Annotated in this window: 21 protein-coding genes and 1 riboswitch; of the genes, 10 read left to right on the top strand and 11 right to left on the bottom strand. The window is 73.1% G+C overall.

Features of this window, described 5'->3' with window-relative positions; translation table 11 throughout:
- Positions 1–8: 8 nt before the first annotated feature.
- From pknB to thiO, 4 genes are all read right to left on the bottom strand, one after another.
- Positions 9–2,003, bottom strand: coding sequence for a Stk1 family PASTA domain-containing Ser/Thr kinase (gene pknB / locus ABZ842_RS28020; protein WP_361542440.1), 1,995 nt, complete (start codon positions 2,001–2,003; stop codon positions 9–11).
- Between the two features lie 145 nt (positions 2,004–2,148).
- Positions 2,149–2,943 (bottom strand): thiazole synthase, encoded by a 795-nt coding sequence (locus ABZ842_RS28015; RefSeq protein ID WP_361542437.1) that lies wholly within the window; start codon positions 2,941–2,943, stop codon positions 2,149–2,151.
- Between the two features lie 5 nt (positions 2,944–2,948).
- Positions 2,949–3,164 carry a sulfur carrier protein ThiS gene (gene thiS, locus ABZ842_RS28010; RefSeq protein WP_361542434.1) on the bottom strand — a complete coding sequence of 72 codons (216 nt, stop codon included), beginning with the start codon at positions 3,162–3,164 and terminating at the stop codon, positions 2,949–2,951.
- Positions 3,161–4,387, bottom strand: a complete 1,227-nt coding sequence (gene thiO, locus ABZ842_RS28005; RefSeq protein WP_361542431.1) for a glycine oxidase ThiO — start codon at positions 4,385–4,387, stop codon at positions 3,161–3,163. Before thiO ends, thiS begins: the two co-directional genes overlap by 4 nt.
- Positions 4,385–4,497: riboswitch (TPP riboswitch) on the bottom strand. (Overlaps the previous gene by 3 nt.)
- A gap of 111 nt (positions 4,498–4,608) precedes the next feature.
- Here thiO and ABZ842_RS28000 point away from each other — a divergent pair.
- The 6 genes from ABZ842_RS28000 to ABZ842_RS27975 all read left to right on the top strand — a co-directional run bounded on the left by ABZ842_RS28000 (position 4,609) and on the right by ABZ842_RS27975 (position 10,038).
- Complete coding sequence (locus ABZ842_RS28000; protein WP_361542428.1) at positions 4,609–4,947, top strand: hypothetical protein; 339 nt, start codon at positions 4,609–4,611, stop codon at positions 4,945–4,947.
- Between the two features lie 392 nt (positions 4,948–5,339).
- The gene (locus ABZ842_RS27995; RefSeq protein ID WP_361542425.1) at positions 5,340–6,608 is read left to right on the top strand and encodes an FAD-dependent oxidoreductase; all 1,269 of its coding nucleotides are present in this window, start codon (positions 5,340–5,342) and stop codon (positions 6,606–6,608) included.
- A 123-nt stretch (positions 6,609–6,731) separates the two neighbouring features.
- Positions 6,732–7,097, top strand: coding sequence for an Rv2175c family DNA-binding protein (locus ABZ842_RS27990; protein ID WP_361542422.1), 366 nt, complete (start codon positions 6,732–6,734; stop codon positions 7,095–7,097).
- Positions 7,098–7,311: 214 nt separating this feature from the next.
- On the top strand, positions 7,312–8,010 hold the full coding sequence (thiE, locus tag ABZ842_RS27985; RefSeq protein WP_361542419.1) for a thiamine phosphate synthase: 699 nt from the start codon (positions 7,312–7,314) through the stop codon (positions 8,008–8,010).
- Between the two features lie 27 nt (positions 8,011–8,037).
- Complete coding sequence (gene metF / locus ABZ842_RS27980; RefSeq protein ID WP_361542417.1) at positions 8,038–8,955, top strand: methylenetetrahydrofolate reductase [NAD(P)H]; 918 nt, start codon at positions 8,038–8,040, stop codon at positions 8,953–8,955.
- A 39-nt stretch (positions 8,956–8,994) separates the two neighbouring features.
- Positions 8,995–10,038, top strand: a complete 1,044-nt coding sequence (locus ABZ842_RS27975) for a hypothetical protein (RefSeq protein WP_361542414.1) — start codon at positions 8,995–8,997, stop codon at positions 10,036–10,038.
- A 96-nt stretch (positions 10,039–10,134) separates the two neighbouring features.
- On the opposite strand, the gene ABZ842_RS27970 is transcribed toward ABZ842_RS27975, so the two are convergent.
- The 4 genes from ABZ842_RS27970 to ABZ842_RS27955 all read right to left on the bottom strand — a co-directional run bounded on the left by ABZ842_RS27970 (position 10,135) and on the right by ABZ842_RS27955 (position 15,701).
- Positions 10,135–11,652, bottom strand: a complete 1,518-nt coding sequence (locus tag ABZ842_RS27970) for an NAD(P)/FAD-dependent oxidoreductase (RefSeq protein WP_361542411.1) — start codon at positions 11,650–11,652, stop codon at positions 10,135–10,137.
- A gap of 413 nt (positions 11,653–12,065) precedes the next feature.
- Entirely contained in the window at positions 12,066–12,674 is a 609-nt protein-coding gene (locus ABZ842_RS27965; RefSeq protein ID WP_361542613.1) for a TetR/AcrR family transcriptional regulator, read from the bottom strand.
- Between the two features lie 95 nt (positions 12,675–12,769).
- Positions 12,770–14,857, bottom strand: a complete 2,088-nt coding sequence (locus ABZ842_RS27960; protein ID WP_361542408.1) for a YhgE/Pip domain-containing protein — start codon at positions 14,855–14,857, stop codon at positions 12,770–12,772.
- Positions 14,829–15,701, bottom strand: coding sequence for an ATP-binding cassette domain-containing protein (locus ABZ842_RS27955; protein ID WP_361542405.1), 873 nt, complete (start codon positions 15,699–15,701; stop codon positions 14,829–14,831). The genes ABZ842_RS27960 and ABZ842_RS27955 overlap by 29 nt, the downstream gene beginning before the upstream one ends.
- Positions 15,702–16,054: 353 nt before the next feature.
- Here ABZ842_RS27955 and ABZ842_RS27950 point away from each other — a divergent pair, with 353 nt between their 5' ends.
- The 4 genes from ABZ842_RS27950 (at position 16,055) to ABZ842_RS27935 (ending at position 19,251) form a co-directional block, all read left to right on the top strand.
- The gene (locus tag ABZ842_RS27950; protein ID WP_361542402.1) at positions 16,055–16,756 is read left to right on the top strand and encodes a methyltransferase domain-containing protein; all 702 of its coding nucleotides are present in this window, start codon (positions 16,055–16,057) and stop codon (positions 16,754–16,756) included.
- A 177-nt stretch (positions 16,757–16,933) separates the two neighbouring features.
- Positions 16,934–17,557: an SAV_6107 family HEPN domain-containing protein gene (locus ABZ842_RS27945; RefSeq protein WP_361542399.1), complete on the top strand. Its 624-nt coding sequence runs from the start codon at positions 16,934–16,936 to the stop codon at positions 17,555–17,557.
- A 239-nt stretch (positions 17,558–17,796) separates the two neighbouring features.
- Entirely contained in the window at positions 17,797–18,579 is a 783-nt protein-coding gene (locus tag ABZ842_RS27940) for a methyltransferase (RefSeq protein WP_361542396.1), read from the top strand.
- Positions 18,580–18,834: 255 nt separating this feature from the next.
- On the top strand, positions 18,835–19,251 hold the full coding sequence (locus ABZ842_RS27935; RefSeq protein WP_361542393.1) for a DUF3040 domain-containing protein: 417 nt from the start codon (positions 18,835–18,837) through the stop codon (positions 19,249–19,251).
- 302 nt (positions 19,252–19,553) lie between these two features.
- Here ABZ842_RS27935 and ABZ842_RS27930 read toward each other — a convergent pair whose 3' ends face one another.
- The 3 genes from ABZ842_RS27930 to ABZ842_RS27920 are packed head-to-tail and all read right to left on the bottom strand — an operon-like array spanning position 19,554 to position 24,396.
- On the bottom strand, positions 19,554–21,977 hold the full coding sequence (locus ABZ842_RS27930; protein WP_361542390.1) for a DUF3488 and transglutaminase-like domain-containing protein: 2,424 nt from the start codon (positions 21,975–21,977) through the stop codon (positions 19,554–19,556).
- Positions 21,974–23,353, bottom strand: a complete 1,380-nt coding sequence (locus ABZ842_RS27925) for a DUF58 domain-containing protein (protein ID WP_361542387.1) — start codon at positions 23,351–23,353, stop codon at positions 21,974–21,976. The genes ABZ842_RS27930 and ABZ842_RS27925 overlap by 4 nt, the downstream gene beginning before the upstream one ends.
- The gene (locus tag ABZ842_RS27920) at positions 23,353–24,396 is read right to left on the bottom strand and encodes a MoxR family ATPase (RefSeq protein WP_361542384.1); all 1,044 of its coding nucleotides are present in this window, start codon (positions 24,394–24,396) and stop codon (positions 23,353–23,355) included. The genes ABZ842_RS27925 and ABZ842_RS27920 overlap by 1 nt, the downstream gene beginning before the upstream one ends.
- Positions 24,397–24,448: the final 52 nt, after the last annotated feature.

Below are 24,448 nucleotides of genomic sequence, written 5' to 3'. Positions count from 1 at the left end.
GCGTCTGCCTACAGTCCCTTGATCGTGATGGTGACCGAGCTGCCTTCGGGGGCGCGCTCGTTCGCCGACGGCGACTGGCCGCCGACCTTGTCCCCGAGGAAGGGGAAGCTCTTCTCGACCTTGACCTCGAAGCCCGCGGCTTCCAGGGCCTTCTTCGCCTCGGCCTCGGAACGGCCGCCGACGTCCGGCACCACGACCATGCGCGGCCCCTTGGAGACCGTGAGCGTGATCGTGTCCCCGGCGGCCAGCCTGGCGCCTTCGGCGGCGGACTGCCGGGCCACGGTGCCCGCCTCCTGCGGGGCGTTCACCTGCTCGGGGGCGATGGCGACCTTGAAGCCTGCGCCCTCCAGCTCGGCGGTGGCCTCGTCGACGGACTGGCCCGTCACGTCCGGCACCTCGATGGGCGCGCCCTTGCTGACGAAGAGCGCCACCGCGGAGTCGGGGCTGCGACCGGTGCCCGCGGCCGGATCCGTACGGATCACGGAGCCCCGGGGGACCTCCGCGCTGAACTCCCCGGTGACCACGCCGGGCGCCAGCCCCGCCTTGCGGAGCTTGTCCTCGGCGGTGGCCAGCGGGTCACCCGCCACGGCGGGGACCCGGACGACCTCCGGGCCGCGGGAGACGACGAGCGTCACGGAGCCGTTGCCCCGGATCCGTTCGTTCGTCCCCGGGTCCGAGCCGATGACCGTGCCCCGCTCGACGGTCTCGCTGAAGTCGCGCCGTACGCCCTTCACGTCCAGACCGGCGCCCTCGATCCGCTTGCGGGCGTCGGCCTCGGTCTTGCCGATGACGGCGGGCACGCGGGTGAACTGGCCGGAGTTGATGTACCAGACGCCGGCGCCGATGGCGAAGGCGGCGAGTACGGCCACCAGGATCGTGACCACCCCGCGGCGCGGCAGCCCCGGGCGGAAGGAACGGCGCGGCGGGCCGTCGGGCGGCGGCCCCTGGGGCGTCGCCAGCCGGGCCGTGTGCTCGACGCGGCCGACCTCGGGGGGCAGTATTCGGGGCGGCCGGGGCAGTACGTCCGTACGCTCCTCCGAGCCGCTGCGCCGGGCGACGGCTCCGGTCCTCGCGGCCTTGCCCTTGCGCTTGCCGGTGGTCTGGTCGGCGGAGTCCGGGCCCGCGAGCGCCGTCGGCGGCACCAGGTCGAGCTGTTCTTCGTCGAGCGCCGCCCGCGCGGTGCGCGTGAGGGCGAGGAGCGCCACCGCGTCGTGCGGGCGGACCTCGGGATTGCGGGCGGTCGCGGTGGCGACCAGCTCGTCCAGCTCCACGGCCAGCCCCGGGACCGTCGCCGACGGGGGCGGCACGTCTTCGTTCAGGTGCTGGTAGAGGACCTGGGCGGGGGTGCCGCCGGAGCGCGGCTTGGCGCCCGTCAGCATCTCGTAGAGCACCACGCCGCACGCGTACACGTCCGTGCGCGTGTCGGCCGTGCCGTCCTCGATCTGCTCGGGCGCGAGGTAGGAGACCGTGCCCAGCAGGCTGCCGGTGGTGTTCGTGACCGATCCCACGGCCCGTACGAGACCGAAGTCGGCCACCTTGACGCGGCCGTCGTCGCCTATGAGGACGTTCTCCGGCTTGATGTCGCGGTGGACGAAGCCGGCCCGGTGCGCCGCGCCGAGCGCCGCGAGGACCGGCTCCAGGATGTCGAGCGCGGCCCTGGGCTGCAGCGCCCCGCGCTCGCGCAGCACGTCCCGCAGGGTGCAGCCGGCCACGTACTCCATGGCCAGATAGACGTACGCCCCCTCCGCGCCCTGGTCGAAGACCCCGACGACGTTGGGGTGGGAGAGGCGGGCGACGGACTTGGCCTCCCGGATGAAGCGCTCCACGAACGTCGCGTCCGTGGCCAGCGCCGGATGCATCACCTTGAGGGCGAGCTCCCGGTCCAGCCGGGTGTCCACGGCCCGGTAGACCGTGGCCATCCCGCCGACGGCGATGCGCGCGTCGACGCGGTAGCGGCCGTCGAGCAGCTGCCCGACGAGCGGGTCCTGGAGGGTCGTGTCCACGCAACGATTCTACGAGCCGGCGCCGACACTCCCGCCCGACCGCACCCGGGGCCCTCGCCTTGCAGCAACCCTGCGGCGACTCCGGAGCCGAGTTGTGACCGGCGGGGACTGGACGGAGGGCCGGGTGGGACCCCGGCCCTCCGAGCTAGAAGGCGGGGCGTTCCGGGTCAAGCGCGGCCACGCCGACGGTGGGCGACGACGCCTCGGCGAAGTGGCGGCGGGGGATGCGACCGGCCCTATAGGCCAGCCGGCCGGCCTCCACCCCGTACCGCATCGCCTCGGCCATCCGTGCCGGCTCCTGCGCCCGGGTGACGGCGGAGGCGAGCATCACGGCGTCGCACCCCAGCTCCATCGCGAACGCGGCGTCCGACGCCGTGCCCGCCCCCGCGTCCAGCACCACCGGCACGCCCGCCTGCTCGACGATCAGCCGGAAGTTGTGCGGATTGCGGATGCCGAGGCCGGAGCCGATGGGCGAGCCCAGGGGCATGACCGCGGCGCAGCCGACGTCCTCCAGGCGGCGTGCGAGCACCGGGTCGTCGTTGGTGTACGGCAGGACCGTGAACCCGTCGTCGACCAGGATCTCCGCGGCGTCCAGCAGCTCGACCGGGTCGGGCAGCAGGGTCCGCTCGTCGGCGACGACCTCCAGCTTCACCCAGTCGGTGCCCAGGGCCTCGCGGGCCAGTCGGGCGGTCAGCACCGCTTCGCCGGCGGTGAAGCAGCCCGCGGTGTTCGGCAGGACCCGGATTCCGAGGCGGTTCAGCACGGAGAGTACCGAGCCCTGCACGGTGGGGTTGACGCGGCGCATCGCGACGGTGGTGAGCTGTGTGCCGCTGGCGACGAGGGAGCGTTCGAGGACGTCCAGGCTGGGCGCGCCGCCCGTGCCCATGATCAGCCGGGAGGTGAAGGTCGTGCCGCCGATGGTCAGCAGGTCGTCGGCCATCGCGGTCACCCGCCCTGCACGGCGGTGAGGACTTCGACGCGGTCGCCGTCGTCCAGGACCGTGCCGGGCCAGGCGCTGCGCGGGACGACGGTCTCGTTGACGGCGGCGGCGACGCCCGCGGGGGCCGCGGTCAGCTCGGCGACCAGAGCGGCGAGCGTGGTGGGCGTGGCGAGTTCACGCCGTTCGCCGTTGACGGAGACAACCAGGGGAAAGCTGTTCATACGGGCTGCTCCTGAGGGACGGGAGTGAAGCGAGCGGGGGTGAAGGGATGGGCTTCTTCGGGGAGGGCGCCGTCGGTCAGGGCCGCGGCGAGCACATCGCCGGTCAGCGGCGTGAGGAGGACGCCGTTGCGGTAGTGGCCGGTGGCCAGCAGCAGGCCCGGCAGCTCGGTCGGGCCGAGCAGCGGGGCGTTGTCGGGAGAGCCGGGGCGCAGTCCGGCGCGGGTCTCGGTGAGCGGGAGCTCCGTGATGCCGGGGACGAGCTCATGGGCGTCCCGCAGCAGTTCGTAGACCCCGCCGGCGGTGACGGTGGTGTCCCAGCCCAGCTCCTCGCTGGTCGCTCCGATGACGAGCTCCCCGCTCTCGCGGGGCACGAGATAGACGTGGCTGCCGCGGACGACCGCGCGCACGGTCCGGGACAGGAAGGGCGCATAGGGCGCGGGCACCTGCAGGCGGATGACCTGCCCTTTCACGGGCCGCACCGGTGGGCGTACGGACGGGGGCAGCCCGTCGAGCCGGCCGCTGAGGCTGCCCGCCGCGAGCACGGTCTGGTCGGCGGTCAGCCGGGTGCCGTCCGCCAGGGCGACGCCCAGGGCCCGGTCGTGGGCCACCAGCAGCCGGGCCGCCCGGTCCCGGCGGAAGGTGACGTGCGCCCGTTCGCAGGCGGTGACCAGCGCGGACGCGAGCCGCCGTGGATCGACCTGGTGGTCCCCGTCGACCCGTAGCCCGCCGCGTACGCCCGGCGCCAGCATCGGCTCCAGCCGGCGGCACTCACGGCCGGTCAGCCACTCGGACTCCAGCCCGGAGCGCTGCTGGAGCGCGTGCAGCTCCCGCAGATGGGCGCGGTCGTCGGCGTCGAGTGCGACGGCGAGCGTGCCGCAGGCGCGGTAGCCGATGTCCGAGCCGCTGGCCTGGTCGAGTTCGGCCGCGAAGTCGGGGTAGCGGCGCGCGGACTCCAGATTGAGGGCGAGCAGGGCCTCTTCCCCGTAGTGGAGTTCGGTGACGGCTGCGAGCATGCCGGCCGCGACCTGTGCGGCGCCGCCGCCGGGCGTTGGGTCCACCACGGTGACGCTCAGGCCGCGTTGTGCGGTGCGCCAGGCCGTGACGAGCCCGATGATGCCGCCGCCGACGACGAGCACGTCTGCGGCGGGGGGCGGTGCGGACGGTGGCGGTGCGGCCGTCCGCGGGGGTGCAGGGTTGCCCGGTGGCACGGGAGCGTGCGGCATGGGTCTTCAGCTCCTCCCTTCGCCGGCATGACCCGGATCAGGTTCGTACGGTCGGAGGCCGCCCAGCCTCCCTCTCAGCCCGGTGCGTCCGGGCTCCCGCGGGTGCTTTACGGTGGCCACCCTAACCCCAGCCCGTGACGTGCCGTAAGACCGGTCGGAGCCGGTGGGACGCCGTCCTCGGGGGCGGTCTGGGGTGCAGGAGCGCGAAAGGACGGTTCACCGTGGCAGGCTCGCTCGACGGACTCGTGCTGTCGCCCGTCGCCGATCAGGCGCCGGGTCAGGTGGGGGTGCGCACCCGGTTTGAGTACCACGAGCAGGACGGCCGGATCTGGGCCGACTACGAAGGCGGGGACGTGGTCCGCGGCCATCTGGTGGGCACCCGCGAAGGCGACCGGCTGGACTTCCGCTACGTCCAGTTGCGGACGGACGGCAGCACCTCGTCGGGCCACTGCGTCTCCACCGTGGTGGAACTCCCCGACGGGCGCGTTCGGCTGGAGGAGAGTTGGGAGTGGGAGTCCCAGGAGGGCAGCGGCACGAGCGTGGTGGAGCAGCTGCGGTAGCGCCGTGACGGCGTCCCGCGATGGCGTCTGGGGCCCGGTGGAGGGCTGTTCACGCAGCTCCTCCCCATCGGCCCGGAGGGTGTGGGCCCCAGCGCCCTTGATCCCCTGTTCGCAGCCCGCAGGCGAGTGACGGGGGCAGCGAAAGAGGGGCGCTGGGGGTGCCCCCGTGCCCGCAGGGCACAGGGGCGGAACTGCGCGACAAGCCCACCACGGGCCGGTGGAGAGCAACGCTCCCGCAGAGCTACGGCGACCACGTCCCTGAGGCACAGAGGGGCGTGACCCACGACAGCGCGCGAGGGCGCCCTCTGGTCTAACAGGCACTAGGTCCGGCGTCGGGGCGGCAGCGGCACCCCGCTGGTCTGACGGTGCGTCAGATGCGTAAGGTTGATCGGGTGAGCGAGCAGCAGACACAGCAGCAGACGCGAGGCGTGGTCATCGTCGGCGCGGGCATGGCCGGTGTGCAGACCGCCGTCGCCCTGCGGGAAGGCGGCTTCACCGACCCCGTCACCCTCATCGGCGCCGAACCCCACCAGCCCTACGACCGCCCTCCGCTCTCCAAGGCCGTCCTGCTGGGCAAGGCCGAGGACTCCGCCTTCGACGTCGACTTCGAAGCCCTCGCCGTCGAACTGAGACTCGGCTGCGAGGTGACCGGGCTGCGCCACGCCGTGCGCGAGCTGGACACCGAAGCCGGGCCCGTCCCGTACGACGTCCTGGTCATCGCCAGCGGCGCCGAGCCCGTCACCCTGCCCGGCGCGGCGGCCGTCCCCGGCGTCCACCTGCTGCGCACCCTCGACGACGCCGAGCGGCTCAAGCCCGTCCTCGACCGGCAGCACGACGTCGTCGTGGTGGGCGCCGGCTGGATCGGCGCCGAGTTCGCCACCGCCGCCCGGGAGGCCGGCTGCGCGGTCACCGTCGTCGAGGCCGCCGACCGCCCGCTCGCCGAAGCCCTGCCCGCCGAGGTCACCGCCCCCATGGCCCAGTGGTACGCCGACGCCGGCGTCGACCTGGTCACCGGCGCCCGGGTGGCCGCGGTCGAGCCCGGGACCGTCGTCCTGGCCGACGGGCGGCGCATCCCCGCCGGCGCCGTGGTCGTCGGCATCGGCGCCCGCCCGGCCACCGGCTGGCTCGCCGGCTCCGGGATCGCCACCGACCCGAACGGCGCCGTCACCGCCGACGCACATCTGCGCACCTCGCTGAGTGGCGTGTACGCCGTGGGGGACTGCGCCTCCTTCCCCTCCGCCCGCTACGCCCGGCGCCTGCTGGTGCACCACTGGGACAACGCCCTCCAGGGGCCGCGGACCGTCGCAGCCAACGTCATCGCCGAGTTGGCCGCCGGCGCCGGACCGGTCGGCGCCACGGCGGCAGCGGCCGAGCCGCCGGAGGTCTACGACCCCGTGCCGTACTTCTGGTCCGAGCAGTTCGGCCGGTTCGTGCAGTACGCGGGAGACCACGCCGACGCCGACGCGCTCGTGTGGCGCGGCAGCCCCGCCGACCCCGCCTGGTCGGTGCTGTGGCTGCGCGACGGCGTGCTCGTCGCGCTGCTCGCCGTCGGCCGGCCGCGCGACCTCGCCCAGGGCCGCCGCGTCGTACAGGCCGGCGGACGGCTGGATCCACAACGCGCCTCGGACCCCGCGATCCCCCTGAAGGCCGCGTCCAGCTAGGGCCCACTGAGCCCGGCGCCGCACCGCTGACCAGGCGGTCCGCACCGAGGAGCGCTCGGATGGCGGCAGTCGACCGGGGGGCTCCCGCTACCCACTGTCGGTCCCAGATGGCAGGCTTGTCCCGTGACCGAGATTGACGCAAAGATCGATGCCCTCGTCCCCGACTGGCTCACCCTGCCCGACATCGCGGAAAGGTTGGACGTCGAGGTGACGCGCGTGCGCCAGCTGGTGAAGGAGGGCCAGCTGATCGCCGTGCGCCGCGGGGAGAGGCGCGTGCTCCAGGTCCCCGCCGCGTTCATCAGCGGCTCGAAGGTGGTCAAGGGCCTCAGCGGCACCCTGACGCTCCTGAAGGACGACGGCTTCACGGACGAAGAGATGTTGGAGTGGCTCTTCACCCCCGACCCGAGCCTGCCCGGGACCCCCGCACAGGCCCTCGGTGAGAACCGCGGCACGGAAGTGAAGCGCAGGGCGCAGGCGCTCGCCGTCTGACGTCCGCCGCCCGGCGGCTGCTCCGTAGCCGCCGCCCCGTGCGCCCCGCGCGCCGCCTCCCGCAGCGCGCCGGGGTGCCGAAGAGAGCTTTGTACCCATTCGCACGCGGTGTGCGGGGCGCTGCCGAAGGCGCACCCGCCGTACGTCCACGTCGTCGGCGTGCGTCGACGTGGACGTACACCGCACACCGCCGACCCACCCGGGGGAATCAGTCATGTCCACGGTCCGCGCCCGGCTGTCCGACGCCCGGCTCTACCTCTGCACGGACGCCCGCAAGCGCCAGGGCGACCTCGCCGACTTCCTCGACGCCGTCCTCGGCGCCGGAGTCGACGTCGTCCAGCTCCGCGACAAGGGCATGGAAGCCGCCGAGGAACTGGCGCACCTGGAGGTCTTCGCCGACGCCTGTCGCCGCCACGGCGCCCTGCTCGCGGTGAACGACCGGGCCGACGTCGCCCACGCCATCGGCTCCGACGTGCTCCACCTGGGCCAGGGCGACCTGCCCGTCCCCGCCGCCCGGGCGATCCTCGGCGACGGTGTCCTCGTCGGCCGCTCCACCCACAGCGCGGCCGAGGCGTCGGCCGCCGCAGTCCAGCCGGGCGTCGACTACTTCTGCACCGGCCCCTGCTGGCCCACCCCCACCAAGCCCGGCCGGCACGCCCCCGGGCTCGACCTGGTGCGCCACACCGCCGCCCTGGGCACCGACCGCCCCTGGTTCGCCATCGGAGGCATCGACGCAGGAAACCTCGACGAGGTCCTGGACGCCGGCGCCCGCCGGGTCGTCGTCGTTCGCGCCGTCACCGAGGCCGACGACCCCGCCGAAGCGGCTTCCCATCTCGCCCAGCGGATACGGAACCGCTGTGACGTGGGCAAACGTGATACGGCACAGTCCGATGGGTGGACATCGGTTGGGTGACCTTGTCACCCCCGATAGCCTGCGGGTATGGCCCTTGGCACACCATCGACCAGGACGGATCGCGCACGCACGGTGCGCGAGTTGCTCGCGACCGACCAGACCACCTACTCCTTCGAGTTCTGGGCTCCCAAGACGGAGAAGGGCGAGCGGAACCTGTGGAACGCCCTGCGCCGGGTGGAGGCAGTGGCTCCCAGCTTCGTCTCCGTGACGTACGGTGCGGGCGGCTCCACCAGGGCGGGCACGGTGAAGGCGACCCAGCAGATCGCCGCCGACACCACCCTCACCCCCGTCGCCCATCTGACCGCGGTCAACCACTCCATCGCGGAACTGCGCAACATGATCGGCCAGTACGCCGACGCCGGGATCCGCAACATCCTGGCCGTCCGGGGCGACCCGCCCGGCGACCCCATGGGCGAGTGGGTCAAGCACCCCGAGGGGGTGACCTACGCCGCCGAGCTGGTCAGCCTGATCAAGGACTCGGGTGACTTCTGCGTCGGAGTCGCCGCCTTCCCGGAGATGCACCCGCGTTCCGCGGACTGGGACACCGACGTCCGGCACTTCGTCGACAAGTGCCGCGCGGGCGCCGACTACGCCATCACCCAGATGTTCTTCCGCCCCGAGGACTACTTCCGACTGCGTGACCGGGTCGACGCCGCCGGCTGCGACACCCCCATCATTCCGGAGATCATGCCGGTCACCAGCGTCAAACAGCTCGAACGTTTCGCCCAGCTCAGCAACGCCGCCTTCCCCGCGGAGCTGAAAGACAGGATCCTCTCCGTCAAGGACGATCCGGCCGCTGTACGCTCCATGGGTATCGAGTTCGCAACGGAGTTCTGCGCGGAGCTGCTCTCGGAAGGCGTACCGGGGCTGCACTTCATCACCCTCAACAACTCCACCGCGACGCTTGAGATCTACGAAAGTCTCGGACTGCACAAGCAGTCGTGATCGGCCGGACTCGTCGACGGCCGAAGGAGAGGGGCGGGGATGGGTCTTACGGTCCTCTATGTCGCGTTCAGCATCGTCGCGCTGTGGCTCTTGGGTGAGGTGCTGCTCCAGTACAAGGCGCGCCTGCGCTGGAGACTCCTCGCCTTCGGCGGCTTCCTGACGGTCGTCCTCGGGATGCTGGTGGCCTCCAGGGTGGTGATCGCCCTGGGGGCGGTGGCCTTCGCGGTGGGCCAGACCTACGTCACGCTCTCGTTCCGCCGCGGCTTCTCCACCGGCTGGGCGCTGGGCGGCAAGCCCGGCGCCAGCCGGCGCCGCAGGGGCGGCGCCAAGGACGACCCGCCGGCCCCCGGGGAGGGTGCAGAGCCTCCGTTCGACACAGGAGCCGCAGGAGCGGCAGGGGCCGAGGGAGCCTCAGGAATCGGGGGATTCGCGGGAGCCGCGGGCGAGCGGCGCCTGGACGACGACTTCGCGCACGACGGCACGGCCGTCATGGCGGCCGTCCCGGGCTCCGACGCCCCGGCCGTCCACGACGTCTCCGCCGCCGAGCCCACGGCCATGTTCCCGGAAGGCGTGCCGGGCGACCCGTCGGGCGTCTACGAACCGCAGCCGATGCCCGACGACACCGGCCAGTACGGCGTGTACGACGACCCGTCCTTCGCCCCGGCCGGGGCGGGGGCCCGGCAGGAGTACGCCGACCGACCGGGCGCAGGCCAGGACTACGCGCCGTTCGACGGCGGTTACGACCCCCTCTACGCCCAGCAGCCCGCCGCCGCCCCGGACGCCGGGTACGACTACGGCCAGGCCCCGCAGCAGTACCCCGCGTACTCCGATCCCTACGTGGGCGGTCAGCAGTACGCCGCCGGCTACGAGGGCGAACTCGACGGCTACGACAGCTTCGGCAACCCCCGCCAGTACGCCGGGGACCCGTACTACGGCCAGCAGCAGCCCTACACCGACACGCCCCCCGGCGGGGTGTGGGTGCCCCAGCCGCGCGACCCCGAGACGCCCGGCCAGCAGCCCGGGCCCGACGGCCTCCCGTACGACCAGGGCTACGGCAACGAGCCGCAGCAGTACCGCTACTGACCGAGCGTCACGAAGCGGATCAAGGGCGTCCGGTCGCACACGCGCACCGGGCGCCCTGCTGCTGACCGGTGATCCCTTGCTCGTACGGGATGCGGCTCACTGGGAGCCGCTGAAGCCCGGGCCCTCCACGATCAGCCCGGCGACCAGCGCGCCCGACATGCCGCCGTGGGCGAGTCCGCCACCCGGATGGGCGTGGCCACCGACGAGGTGGAGCCCCGGGAGCCGGGTGGTGTTCGCCGGGTGCAGCCAGCGACCGCCCGGACCGGCGAGCGCCGGCGCCGTCAGCGAACCCGTCTCCGCGGGCGTCAGCACCTCCTGCCACAGCAGCCGCTCACGTATCTCGGCGGGGCGGTCGAAGGCCGCGCCCGCCGCGTCGAGCAGCACCTTCGCGTACCGCTCGCGCAGCGCCGCGTCCGTCCAGTCGACGCCACCGGATCGGTCGCGGTCGACGCCGTGTCCGGGGACGGTGGCGGTGACCGTGACGGCTTCGTGGGCGTCGTCGGGGACCGTGCGCGGGTCGCCCGGGCGCAGCACCGTGACCGTGGGCCGCTCTGCGGCCTGCCCGCCGAAGACGGCGGCTGCCTCCGCGGACGCGTCGGGGGAGTGCACCACGGTGCGGTGCGCCACGCCCTCGCCCCGGGCGCCGCGCAGCGCCAGCAGGACGGTGAACCGGCCGGGCAGCACCCGGCCGTCGTCCTGGGGCCGTACGTCGCCCTCCTGCTGGAGGTCGCGTCCGACCAGCCGCGCCGCGGCCCCGGCGGAGCCGCCCGCCACGACCTGATCGGCCTCGACGACGGTGCCGTCGGCCAGCTCGATGCCCGCGGCCCTGCCGTCCTTCTCGACGACCGAGGCCACCTCGGCGCCGAACGTGAACGTCACCCGGCGGGCCAGGCACCGCTCGTACACCGCGCGGGCCAGCTCGCGCAGCCCGCCGGACACGTACCAGGTGCCGAAGGTCTGCTCCATGTACGGCAGCAGGGCGGCGCCGGCGGGTGCGTGCCGCGGGTCCAGCCCGTACGCCAGCGCGTACGACTCGAAGAGGGCGGCCAGGCGGGGGTCCGCCAGCTCCCAGGCGCCGACCTCTGCGACCGTCGTCGCCTGGCGCGTCCGCAGGAAGACGCGGCGCCGGGGGGCGGGGTAGGGATCGCGCTCCAGCACCCGCCAGTCGGACCACAGGGGCTCTTCCAGGAGGGGGCGGCGGGAGCGGTCCCAGGCGTCCCGGGCGCGGCCCAGGAACTCGCCCCAGCGCTCGCCGGCTCCGGTGCCGACGGCGGACTCCAGGGCGGAGACGATGCCCGCGCGCGAGGCGTCGGGCAGCGAGACGTCGGTGCTGTCGGCGAAGAGGTGCCGGCTCGCGGGGGAGACCGGCGCGAGGTCCACGCACTTCTCCAGGGGCTCCCGGCCCGTCTTCAAGAAGAGGTCGCGCCAGACGGCGGGCAGGTGCAGCAGCCCGGGGCCGGTGTCGAAGCGGAAACCGGCGCGCTCGACCGCGCCGAGCGCGCCTCCGTACGTCTGCGCGCGCTCGTACACCGCCACCTGGTGGCCCGCCACGGCCAGCCGGGCGGCAGCCGCCATGGCGCCCATCCCGGCGCCGATCACTGCAATCCGTGCCATGCCAAGACTTTATCGACTGCCACTGACAACGCCGACGGCCGCGGTCGGGGCCGTTGTGGGCGGGGTCGTCGTGGGTGGAACCGGAATCCCTAGGTGGTAGCGCGTGCTGCTGAGTACGCGTACCTAGTCACCGAGATGAGTAGCCGCGCGGATGGGTTCCCACCTGCGGAGACGGAAGAGTGGTGGGCACGGAAGGGAACGCAGCACCGGTACCGCCGACACGGGGCGGCGGAACAGATGCTGCGCCCCGGAAGGAACGGGGTGCAGGACGGAACGGCCTTCGGGATCGGGGGATTGGCCGAAGGCGTTCCGAGACCACGGGGGAACATCCGTGACCGGGAGGTCCGGATCACCGCAGGGACCGGTGATCCGGCCCCCGGTACACGGAGACCCCCACCGTGCGGTGGGTGCGCTCAGCGCCCGCTGACCCGACCGTGCAGCAGCCGCGAGAGCGCCGCGTGCACGTCGTCCAGCGAACGTTCCCGCTGGAACGACTGCCAGTCGAGCGCCGCCACCAGCACCATCCCCACCAGGGCCGCGGCCGTGAGCGGGATGTCGATCTCCTCGCTGAGCTCCTCGCCCTCCACGGCCTCTCTGAGCACGGTCTCCACCACGGCCACCGCCTGCTGCCGCACCACCAGCAGCGTCTGCTGCCAGGCGCGGTTGGTCCGCCAGAGCTCGGCGACGTACAGCTGGGTGAAGGCCGGATAGCGGTCGATGAAGACGAGTCCGGCCCGGATCATCGCGTCCAGGGCCTCGACCTTGGTGCCGCCCCGGTCGGCGGTCTCGTCGGCGGCGGTCTGGAGCGAGGAGGTCAGCAGTCCGACGCCGTACCGCAACAACTCCTCGAACAGCTCGGTCTTGCTGCGGAAGTTGTAGTAGACGGTGCCCTTCGCCACTCCGGCGCGTTCGGCGATCTCGTCCACGGTGGTGGCGGAGAAGCCCTGCTCGGCGATGAGCGTCACCGCGGCCTCGTAGAGCTTCGCCCGGGTCGCCCGTCGTCTCGTGCTGGTGCTGTCCATGGCGTCCATGGCGTCGATTCTCACAGGTCTCCTCGGGGGCGCGGACCCCGTCCCGCCGGCTCTCATCCTCGGCCCTCATCCCACCGGCCGGGGCGTCACAGGCTCAGCTCCGGGTGCAGTCGATCGAGCGTCCAGACCTGCTTCTGCCGCGCCGAGAGCGCCGTGAGGGCGAGGGCGGCGGCGGTGAACGCCACCAGCACCGCGGTCGCCTGCCACACCGGCCCGAGGCCACCGCCGGTGATCAGCCGGCGCAGGGCCTCCACGACGTAGCTCATCGGCAGGAACGGATGGATCGCGTTGAAGAACCCGGGGCTGGTCTGCACCGGATACGTGCCGCCCGCCGAGGTCAACTGGAGCATCAGCACCGCGAGGACCAAGATCCGGCCGGCCGCGCCGAAGCGGGCGTTCAACCACTGGATGATCGCGGCGAAGCAGCCGATCACCAGGGCGAGGAACGCAACGGTGGCGGCCCCGTCGGCGGTCCTGAGCCCCAGGCCGAAGTGGAGGACGGACATCAGTGCGGCGACCTGCACCAGGCCGATGGCGACCACCGGCAGCCAGCCCGCCAGCGCGATCCGCCAGGCGGAGGCGCCCGCGGCGAGCGCGCGCCGGTTGAGCGGTTGGATGATCATGTACGCGACCATCGCGCCCACCCAGAGGGAGAGCGGGATGAAGTACGGGGCGAAGCCGGTGCCGTAGTTGGGGGCCTGGTGGAGCGAGGAGGACGCCAGCTTCACGGGGTCGGCCATCACCTCCGTACGGGCGTCGCGGTCCTGCTCGTCGTAGTCGGGGATCTTGGCGACGCCCTCGTTGAGCCCGCCGGCCAACTGCGCCGAGCCGTCGACGAGCTTGAAGATGCCGCCGTCGAGGTCGCTCGCGCCCGTTCGCAGCTTGCCCACGCCGGTGTCGAGGTCGACGGAGCCGGTCGCGGCGTTCGCCAGGCCGGTGTGCAGGGCGTCGGCGCCCGCGGCGGCCTTCTTCGCGCCCGAGTTGAGGGTGTTGATCCTGGCGACGGCGGACTCCAGGTCCTCGTCCAGGTTCGGTGCGCGCTCGGCGAGGTCCGCGGCCTTCTTCTGGAGGTCGGCGAGGTGGCCGTCCAACTTCTTCAGGTCGCCCCGGTTGTCCGTGACGAGCGCGTTGACGTCCGCGGCGACCTTGGCGACGTCGGACGCCGTGGTCGCGGCGCGCTCCAGCGCCGGGCACAGGGCCGGGTCGGCCGCGGCGGCCCCGGTGCACTGCTCGGTGTGGATCCGCTTCAGTTCGCCGGCGGACGTCTGCGCCAGCGAGGCGCTGCCCGGGGCCGCCTTGACCAGGGTGTCCAGTTGGGTGCGCAGGGCGCCGGAGCTGTCGGCGACCAGCCGGGCCGTGCTGCCGACGGTCTTGCCGTTGTCCTTGAGGTACGGGCGTACGTCACCGGCGATGCCGTTGACCTTGTCGGCGAGCGCCTGGGTGCCCTCGGAGATGCTGCGGGTGCCCGACTCCAGGTCGCTGGCGCCCTTGTTGAGCTTGGCGAGGCCCCCGGACAGCTTGCTGCTGTTGTCCTTGGCGCTCTTGAGGCCGTCCGCCAGGTCGGCGGAGCCCTTCTTCGCGTCCCCGATGCCGCCCTTGAGGTCGTCCGCGCCCTTCGCCGCCTCCGCGGTGCGGTCGTGGATGTCGGAGAACGAGATGAAGATCTTGTCCAGGAAGGAGCGGGACGCCTTCGTCGACGCGGCGGTGCGGACCTCGGAGAAGACGGTCCGCGAGACCTGGCCGACGATGTAGTTGTTCGCGTCGTTGGTCTCCACCTTCAGGGCGCCCGTCTCGGGGGAGTCGCCCGAACTCGACGCGATGCGGGCGCTGAAGTCCTTCGGCATCGTCAGTGACAGGTAGTACGTGCCGTCCTCGACGCCCTTGCGGGCCTCGGCGGCGCTGACCTCGTGCCAGGCGAACACCTCGCTGTCGTGCAGGCCCTTGACGATGTCGTCGCCCGCCTTCAGCTCCTCGCCGTCGGCGGTGGCGCCCCGGTCGTCGTTGACGAGGGCGACCGGGACGCGGTCGAGCTGTCCGTACGGATCCCAGAAGGACCACAGGTACAGCGCCCCGTAAAGCAGCGGCAGCAGCACGATCGCGACGATCGCGGCGCGGGGCAGCTTGCCCCGGCCGAACCGCTTCAGCTCAAGCGCGGCCAGCTTCGGCGAGCGCATCGGTGGTTCCCTCCCCATCGGTTTCGGCGCTGGGCGCGCCGTCGGTCCCGGCGTCCTGCGCGGTCTTCGTGCCGGCGTTGTGCGAGGCTTCGGCGCCCTGCGCGGTCTTCGCGTCGGTGTCCGGTGCAGCCTCGGTGTCCCGCGCGGTCTCCGTGTCCGTACGGATGACGCTGGTGCACTCCTGGGCCCGGCCGCACACGGCCAGGACGGTGGTGCCCGCGTCGGCCACGGACCGCAGCAGGTCCCACGCGGTGGCGCGGTCGGCGTCCGAGAGCTTCAGATCGGAGTCGTCGACGGCGAGCAGCCGCGGGCGGCCGATCAGCGCGAGGGCGATCGACAGCCGCAGCGCTTCGAGCCGTTCCAGGTCGCGCACCGAGGTGCGCCCCTCCTTGGCCAGACCGCCGCGGTCCAGACCGGCCGCCTCCAGGGCGGCGTCGATCCGCTGCCGCAGGGCCCCGGTGCGCTCGGCGCGCGGGCGCAGCAGATCGCGCAGCGAGCCGTCGTAGCGGCTCTGCAGCAGAGCCCGTTCCCTGAGGTGTTCGTCGACGGTGAGGGCCGGGTCGAGGTCGCTCACCCCCGGTACGTGGGCGAGCGCGCTGATCCGGCGCACGGCGGCCATCTTGCGCGGCAGCGCCAGCCCGCCGACCTCGGCGCGGCCCGCCGCGGGGCGCATCCGGCCGGTGAGCGCGAGCAGAAGGCAGGTCCGGCCGGAGCCCGACGGGCCCTCGACGCCGATGAGCGAACCCGGTGCGGCGTCGACGTCCACCGATCGAAAGGCCCAGCCGCGCGGGCCCTTCACCCCGAAGCCCTCGGCGAATACGGCCGCCCCTGACGGGCTGTCCACGAGTCCTCCCCGGCGCGACGATCGCGTGCCCCTGGGCACGTCGATCACAAGTCTTTGAACTGACTGGTCAGTGCAAAAACTATCCCGAAGCAATCCGGTGCAGCAAAGTCGCACGTCAAGTGGGGTGTGAAGGAACGGGGGTTAGGGGGCTTCTGATGGATCAGGCTGGAACAGGGAGCGGGTTCTGGTGCCGTGGATCTCAAGGCGGAGGAGGGAGTCGACGCGGAGTGTCGGCGACCGACGACAACGCGGAGAGGCATGGTGCCAGGGCGCGCGAGCCCAGCAAGATCCATCAGAAGCCCCCTAAGGACCTTCCTTCGCGTGATCGCCCCCGCGCCGTGTAAGGCAGACACATGACCCAAGCAACCGACCCTCAGTCCTTCGACCGCTTCGCCCGCGACTACGACCGCTTCGTGAGCCTGCTCCCCGGGCGGAACACCGCATGGCTCACGGGGCTCGGCCTGAAGGGCGGACGCGCGCTGGACGCCGGCTGCGGGTCGGGGCACGCGGTCGAGGTGCTGGCGGACGACTTCGACGAGGTCGTCGGCCTGGACCTGAGCGCCCCGCTGATCGAGATCGCCCGGGCCGAACGGGCGCGGCCCCACGTGCGCTACGTGGTGCAGGACCTGTTCGACCTGACGGACGACGACGGCTTCGACCTCGTCTACAGCCACACGATGCTGCACCACCTGGAGGACTACCGGGCCGGCCTGGAGCATCTGAAGGGGCTCGTGCGCCCCGGCGGCACCGTCGCACTGGTCGACAACGTGAGCGACCGGCGGCCGACGCCGCCGCGCTGGGCGTACACCTGGGCCGCGCGGTTGGGCTTCCCCGGCGAAGTGCGGCGCGTGGGGCTGCGCGACGCCTGGTTCCAACTGCGCTTCTGGCACAGCCGGCCGTGGCTGGCCCATCTGCTCAGCGACCGCTACCTGTCGCGCGGGCAGTTCCGCGAGCTGTACGGGAACGTCTTCCCCGGAGCCCGGTTCGACGACCTCGGCTTCGCCCTGGCGATGGCCTGGACGGCCCCGCAGGACGTCGGAGAGGGAAGCCGCTGACAGGCCGCCGACCAGCCGCCACGAGCCGCTGCCGGGGGCCGCCGGCCGGCGGCGAGCGGTCGTCCCGCTTCACCCGAATGTTGACCAAAAGCCCAGGTCAGGGCCGATTGTCAGTGGTGACCTGCACGATGGACACATACGGCCACCGTGCCGTCACACGACGACAGGAGGTTCGTCATGGCCAGTCACCACGCGGCAGCCGCGCACCGGCGCCGTGCCACCGGCCCTGTCCCCTCACTGACCGGGCCCGCGAGCGATGTGCACCCCGTCCTGCGGCGCGCCACCGCACCGCCCGCCGCCCTCGACCTCCTCGCCCAGGCCCGCGCAGGGCTGGACGAGGCCGCCGCCTTCGAGACTCCGAACGAGCGGTACGCGATGGCGCACCTCGCCGCCCTGCGCACCGCCGCGGCCGTGCTCGCGGCCCGCGGCTATCCGGACGCCCAGCAGCCCGCCGCCGGTGGACGGGGCGCCGCCCCCCGGCGCGGTCGGCGCGCCGGCATACGCAGCGCCTGGGACCTGCTGCCCGAGACCGCTCCCGAACTGTCCGAGTGGAGCGCCCACTTCGCCGCCGGCGCCAGCCGCCGGGCCCGCGCCGAAGCGGGCATCCGGGGCGCCGCCAGCAGCGGCGACGCCGACGAACTGCTGAGGAACGCCGGGATGTTCCTCCGCCTGGTGGAACGGATGCTGGTGCTCCAGCCCGTCCTGCCGCAGCCGAGGACGGAGCCGGCGCAGCCCGCGGAGGGGCCGCCGGCGGGGGAGGCGGGAGAGGTGAGGCGGGTGATCGACGAGAAGGCGGGGTGAGCCCGCGGCGTGCCGGGGCGCTGCGCCGTGGGCGGCAGCGGGCGCGGACCCGTCGAACGGAGGCAATCCGGGCGGAGGCAATAGGGTGGGCGGTGTCGTCGCCCCCGACGAGATCCCGAGATCCCGCGTCCGCGGCCGACGCCGACCGAGGTCCACCGACCGTGGTCGTACGCACACCAACCGCCCGCCCGGTCCGCGTCCGCGCGGTCGGGGCGGTACCGCCCGAGGAGTCAACTGCCGTGCCGGACCAGGCCCCCCGTGGGGAGACCACTTCGCGCCCGCCCCGCGCCGCTCTGCGTACCTCCGTGGTCTGGGAGGTCCTGAAGGACGCCATCGACCAGCGGGTCAAGGACACCGGGGCGGACGCCCTGGACGTGCTCGACACCGGTGGCGGCAGCGGCTCCTTCGCCGTGCCCCTCGCCCAGCTCGGGCACCGCGTCACCGTCGTCGACCCCAGCCCCAATGCGCTGTTCGCGCTGGAGCGCCGGGCCGCCGAAGCCGGCGTGGCCGACCAGGTGAAGGCCGTGCAGGGCGATGTGCACGGCCTCTTCGACGTCGTCGAGCGCGAGGGCCACGACCTGGTCCTGTGCCACGGAGTGCTGGAGTACGTGGACGACCCCGCCGAGGGCGTACGGAACGCGGTCGACGCGCTGCGGCCCGCAGGCTCCCTCAGCCTGCTCGCCGCCGGCCTGGGTGGCGCGGTCCTCGCCCGCGCCCTGGCCGGGCACTTCGCCGAGGCGCGGCACGCCCTGGGCGACCCCGCGGGACGCTGGGGCGAAGGCGACCCGGTGCCCCGCCGCTTCACCGCCGACCAGCTCACCGCCCTCGTGGCGGGGGCCGGCGCCGAGGTCGGCGCGGTGCACGGCGTACGGGTCTTCACCGACCTCGTACCGGGCGTCCTGGTGGACACCGAGCCCGGTGCGCTGGACGGCCTGCTGAAGCTGGAGGCCGTTGCGGCCGAACTGCCGGCCTTCCACTCCGTCGCCACCCAGCTGCACGTGCTGGCCCAGAAGCATCGCTGATCAGCGGCGCAGCAGCAGATGGACTACGACACATACCACCCGAACGTGTCGTTCGCCCCGTATGATCGAGGGACACCGCCCGGCATGACGGAACGGAGGTTGGGGAATCTACGCCTCAGCAGCCGAGCCGCCGTGGCGGCCCGACCAGCGATTTGACGTAACGACATAGAGGGCGGGTTTCACGGGGGCGATTCCCTGCCTATCCTGAAAGGGCCGCATCCGGTCGCCCCCGCGGCCGACGACTAGGAGGACTCCGTGCCGCTCTCGGAGCACGAGCAGCGAATGCTCGAGCAGATGGAGCGAGCGCTGTACGCCGAAGATCCCAAATTCGCGACAGCGCTTGAGGGAAGCGGGCTGCGTACGTACACCCGACGACGGGTTTACCAAGCGGTTGCAGGCTTCCTGGTGGGTATCGCGCTCCTGGTGGCCGGAGTGGCCGCAGGGGGCGGGCAGAACTGGTGGATCAGCGTGGTGGGCTTCCTCGTCATGCTGGGCTGCGCCGTTCTGGCGGTCACCGGGTGGCGCAAGGCGCCCAAGCCGGGTGAGCAGCGGACCATGGGGGACGCGGCGGGAGGCGCCCGTCGTCAGCCCCGGCAATCACGTCAGCGCAAGTCGATGATGAACCGCATCGAGGAACGGTGGCAGCGCCGCCGTGACGAGCAAGGACACTGAGTCACCCACGGCCGGTGGGCGATGCGCCCGTAGCCGTGCCCGGCTCCGACGCCCCGGCACGTCGACCTCCCGAGGTCTCTCCGGGCAGCAGATTTCTTAAGCAGCGAGTGCCGCAAGGCCCGGTGCCCGCCCTCCGCGGCGGACACCGGGCCTTGCGGCGTTACGGCCTGTCTTCAGCCCGGCGGCCCCCACCACGTGTCCCACACGGACGCCCACATGACGACATGTGCCCGAGTGGCTGCGGTCGGTACGCCCGCTGCCGAAGCAGGCACGCCCGGACCCGTGGGCCCGGGCGCACCCGCTCAGCCGCGCTGACGGAAAGGTCGACGCAGGGCGGGCAGCCTGCGCGGCACGCGCGAGCGCACCGCGGTGCGACAGCGCTCCGCGAGCGCTCCCCAACGTGCCGAAGCGGCCCAGATCACCCGAACGGCGGAACGCGGGAACAGTCGGGCCCGCAGTCGCTCCCACCGGCCCGCTGCCGCGGACAATCCGGCGCGCACCCGGCCGACGTCGTCCACCAGGCCGCCGGCCGACTGCGGCTGCGGCGCGTACAGGACCTGCTCCACCGCGCCGGCTATCCGGTGGACCGCATCGGCCGCTTCGCCGTCCAAACGGCCCAGCCGCACGATCCGCTCGGCCGACTTGCGGGCCGTGAGCGCGCCGTCGGGCACGATGCCGTGGTCCCACGCCGTGTCCAACACCTCCTGCCACGCCTGGAGCGTCCGGTCCCGCGCGTCGTCGGGCGTGCGCCCCCGGGAGCCCAGCCGGCGCGCGGTCACCCGCATCCGCCACAGCAGGGGCAGCAGCGGCAGCACCACCACGGCCAGCGCGGCGAGCGCGATCAGCGGAAGGCGCCACGAGGAGCCGTCGGACCCGGTGGGCGTGATCGCCTGGACCGGGGCCGAACTCTCGCACTCCCCGCGCCGGCGCTGGTCGGCCGGGCAGGTGTCCGGGGCGGAAGCCGTCGCGGAGGGCTCCTGCGACACGGACGGCTGCTGCTCGGCCGGGTCCGACGGGCCCGAGGACGGCGACTCCGGCAGGGCGTAGTCCGGCACGCTGCCGATGCTGGGCGTCGGCTCGAAGCGCGTCCACCCCACGCCCTCGAAGTACAGCTCGGGCCAGGCGTGGGCGTTGCGGATGCTCACCGACATCGTCTCGTCGGCACGCTCGGTGCCCGGGGTGAAGCCCACCGCGACCCGGGCCGGTATGCCCAGGGTGCGGGCCATCGCCGCCATCGAGAAGGAGAAGTGGACGCAGAAGCCCCGCTTGTCCTCCAGGAAGCGGCTGATCGCCGAGACGCCCGTACCGGACCGGACGTCGGTGTCGTAGGTGAAGCCGCCGTTCACCGCGAACCAGTCCTGGAGGCGGACCGCGGACTCGTAGTCGTTCCGGGAGCCGACGGTGATGTTCCGTGCGGTCTCCTTGACCACGTCAGGCAGGGTCGATGGCACCTTCGTGTACTCCGCGACGATGTCCGCGGGAGGACGCGGCGCCGTCGCCAGGTCCTGCGCCGTCGGCTTCACCACGAGGCTGTTCACCGAGTACTCGACGCCGCGGGTGTTCTGGCCGCGGTCGCCGACGAGGGTGCGGCCCTCGGGCTCGAAGCGCCAGCGGCCGTCGATGTCCACCCGGGTCGCCGGGTAGGGCATCGGCAGCCAGTCCTGGCGGTAGCCGTCGGAGGCCGTGATGTTCGTCTGGACCTCCTGCGTCGCGATCGACGAACTCAGGCCCGTCGGCTGGGGCAGCCGGTCCGGAACGTCCTTGACGCCGCGCTCCGAGGTCTTCCACGTCGTGCCGTCGAACTGGTCGAGCGCCACGAACCGCAGGTACATGCCGTCCTTGTCCGGGGAGTTCGTCCGGTAGCGCAGCACCTCGACGTCCTCGGGCTGGTTCAGGCTGTCCTGGAGCGAGACCAGCGGATTGACCGCGTTGATCGTGCTGCCGCCCGAGCCGGAGCCGCCCCCGGAGCGCGAGTCCGACAGCAGGCCGCCGTCGAGCGCCGGCAGCGCCGCCGGGACCGCGAGGGCGACTCCCAGCGCCAGCACGCCGATCCGCCGGCCGGTGCGCACCGGGGCCAGCGGCGCCCTCGACGACTCGAAGGCCCGCGCCCCGCGCGCCGCCCCCGCCGACGAACCGCCGAAGACCCGGCCCCACTGGGAGAGCCGGTCACGCCCCTCCGCCAGCAGGAGCAGCAGATAGCCGATCGCGGCGAGTACGAACCACAGCACGCTCGCCGCGTCGCCCGCGAGGCCGGCGGCGACCGAGTAGAGCGCGAGGAGCGGCAGACCGGCCGGGGCGGCGCTGCGGTAGGTCACCGCGAGCGCGTCCACCATGAGGCCGACGGTGAGCACCCCGCCGATCACCATCAGCTCTATGCCGGGGGAGGAGGGCGCCGGGATCGCGTACCGCTCGATGTCCTGGCCGCCCTGGGAGAGCAGCTCACCGAACCGGGCCAGCACGGCGGGGCCCGGCACCACGCCCAGCAGCGCTTCCTGCCGGGCGAAGGACAAGGTGAGCAGCATCAGGCCGACCAGGGCCTGGAAGACCAGGGTCAGCGGCCGGGCCAGCGACACCCGCCGGGCTACGGCGCCCGCCCCGAACTGGACCGCGAGCAGCACCGCGGCCAGCGCCAGCCACTGCGCCGAGTCCAGCAGGGGTAGCAACGCGCTCGCCGCCATGAGCGTCGCGGCGTAGGCGCAGAGCGTGATCCGGGTGCGTCCGCTCACGACCGACCCCCCGGAACGCCGCTCGCGCCGAGCCCGAGGGAATCGGAGCGCTGCCGGCCGGCCTGCTGCCACAGGGCGGGCAGCGTCGCACCGGGCGACACCGCGAGCGCCGTCCAACCGGCCTCGCGCAACACCCTCAGCCGCTCTTCCACCGGCCCTACCGCCGTCCCGCCCGTCACCCACGCCTCACTGTCCAGTACGAAGGCCACGGCGCCCGAGCCGCGCTGCCGCATCCGGGCCACCCGTGCCACCTGCTCCTCGTCGAGATCGCCGAGGAAGGCGACCAGCAGCCCCTCGCTCGCGCCCCGCGCCGTGTCGTACGAGGGGGAGAAGTCCACGCCGTCGGAGTGGTCGACCACGGCGAGGGCGTCCATCAGCAGCCCCGTGGCGTCGGCGGACTCCTGGGACGAACCGGAGAAGCCGTCGGCGCCCTCCGCGGGGACCGCGCTCCCCGTGTCCGTCAGCAGCCGGACCGTGTACCCCTGGGCCATCATGTGCAGCAGGACCGAAGCCGCGCCCGACACCGCCCACTCGAAAGCCGCGTCCGGGCCCACGCCCTCGTAGGCCACCGACCGGGTGTCCAACAGCACGGTGCACCGGGCCCGCTGGGGCTGCTCCTCGCGGCGCACCATCAGCTCGCCGAAGCGCGCGGTGGAGCGCCAGTGCACCCGCCGCAGATCGTCGCCGTAGCGGTAGGCGCGGGGGATGATGTCGTCGTCGCCGGCGAGGGCCAGGGCGCGCCGGTGCCCCTCGCCGTACCCCGCGGACTCGCCCGCCAGATGCACCGGCGGCAGCTCTTCGGTGTGCGGGATCACGGTGAGCACGTCGAACGCGCTGAAGGAGCGCGTCAGTTCGCACATGCCGAAGGGGTCGGTGAGGCGGAGCTGGAGCGGGCCGAGCGGATAGCGCCCCCGCAGGTCCGAGCGGACCCGGTACGACACCTCGCGCCGCCCGGCGGCCTCCACCCGGTCCAGGACGAACCGGGGACGGGGCCCCAGCACGTACGGCACGTGGTCCTGGAGCATCAGCAGACCGGTGGGCAGCCGGGAGACGTTGTCCATCCGCAGGTGGACCCGGGCTTCCGCGCCGGCCGCCACCCGCGCCGGCGCGAGCCGGCGGCTGCCCGCGACCCGGTGGCGGGTGCCGTACAGGACGGCGGTGCACACCAGCGGCAGCGCGGTGAGCAGCAGCCCCACCCGCAACAGGTCGTCCTGGCCGAGGACGTACGCACACGCGGTGGCCGCCACTCCGGCGGCCACGAACGAGCGCCCCCGGGTGGTCAGCCCGCTCAGCGCCACCCGCAGGCCGCCCTGCCCCCGCTCGGCGAGCGCCGAAGCGGGGGCGGCGTCATCGACGGTGGTGTCCGCGGCGGACATCACAACCGCCGTGCGTCGTGCTGCCGCCCGTAGTACTGCGGGGGCTGGTGGCCCGGGACGTACGCCGCCTGGCTGCCGCCGGCCGTGGGCACCGGGGTGCGCTGCAGGATCTCCAGCACGACCTGCTCGGCCGTACGACGGTTCAACTGGGCCTGCGCGGTGGGCAGCAGCCGGTGCGCCAGCACCTGCACCACCAGCGCCTGGACGTCGTCCGGCAGGGCGTAGTCCCGGCCGCTCAGCGCGGCCGTGGCCTTCGCGGCGCGCAGCAGGTGCAGCGTGGCCCGGGGCGAGGCGCCCAGCCGCAGGTCCGGATGGTGGCGGGTGGCGGCGACCAGCTCGACCGCGTACCGCTGCACGGACTCGGCGACGTGCACGCCGCGGACCGCCTCGATCAGCTTCACGATGTCGTGCGCATGGGCCACCGGCTGGATGTCGTCCAGCGGAGAGGGCCCGCCGTGCACGTCGAGCATCCGCAACTCGGCCTCCGCGCTGGGATAGCCGATGGACACCCGGGCCATGAAGCGGTCCCGCTGGGCCTCGGGCAGCGGATAGGTGCCCTCCATCTCCACCGGATTCTGGGTGGCCACCACCATGAAGGGGCTGGGCAGCTCGTACGTGCTCCCGTCGACGGTGACCTGGCGCTCTTCCATCGACTCCAGCAGCGCCGACTGGGTCTTGGGCGAGGCGCGGTTGATCTCGTCACCGATGACGATCTGGGCGAAGATGGCGCCCGGTTTGAACTCGAAGTCCCGCTCGTGCTGGTCGAAGACCGACACGCCGGTGATGTCGGACGGCAGCAGGTCCGGCGTGAACTGGATGCGTCTGACGGAACAGTCCACGGACCGCGCCAGCGCCTTCGCCAGCATCGTCTTGCCCACGCCCGGTACATCCTCGATCAAGAGGTGACCTTCGGCGAGCAGCACCGTCAGCGTGAGCCGTACGACCTCGGGCTTGCCCTCGATCACACCCTCCACCGACCTGCGGACACGATCCGCTGTGGCGGTCAGATCTGTGAGGCTCGCTCGATCGTCATAGGTCGTCACACGGCCCTCCTCGGCCCGTTCTGCGGGCCGGGACTGCGACGACCCGGCCCAC

This window comes from Streptomyces sp. NPDC047315 (assembly GCF_040643215.1).
Lineage (GTDB): Bacteria > Actinomycetota > Actinomycetes > Streptomycetales > Streptomycetaceae > Streptomyces.
This window is presented reverse-complemented; position numbering and strand designations above follow the sequence as displayed.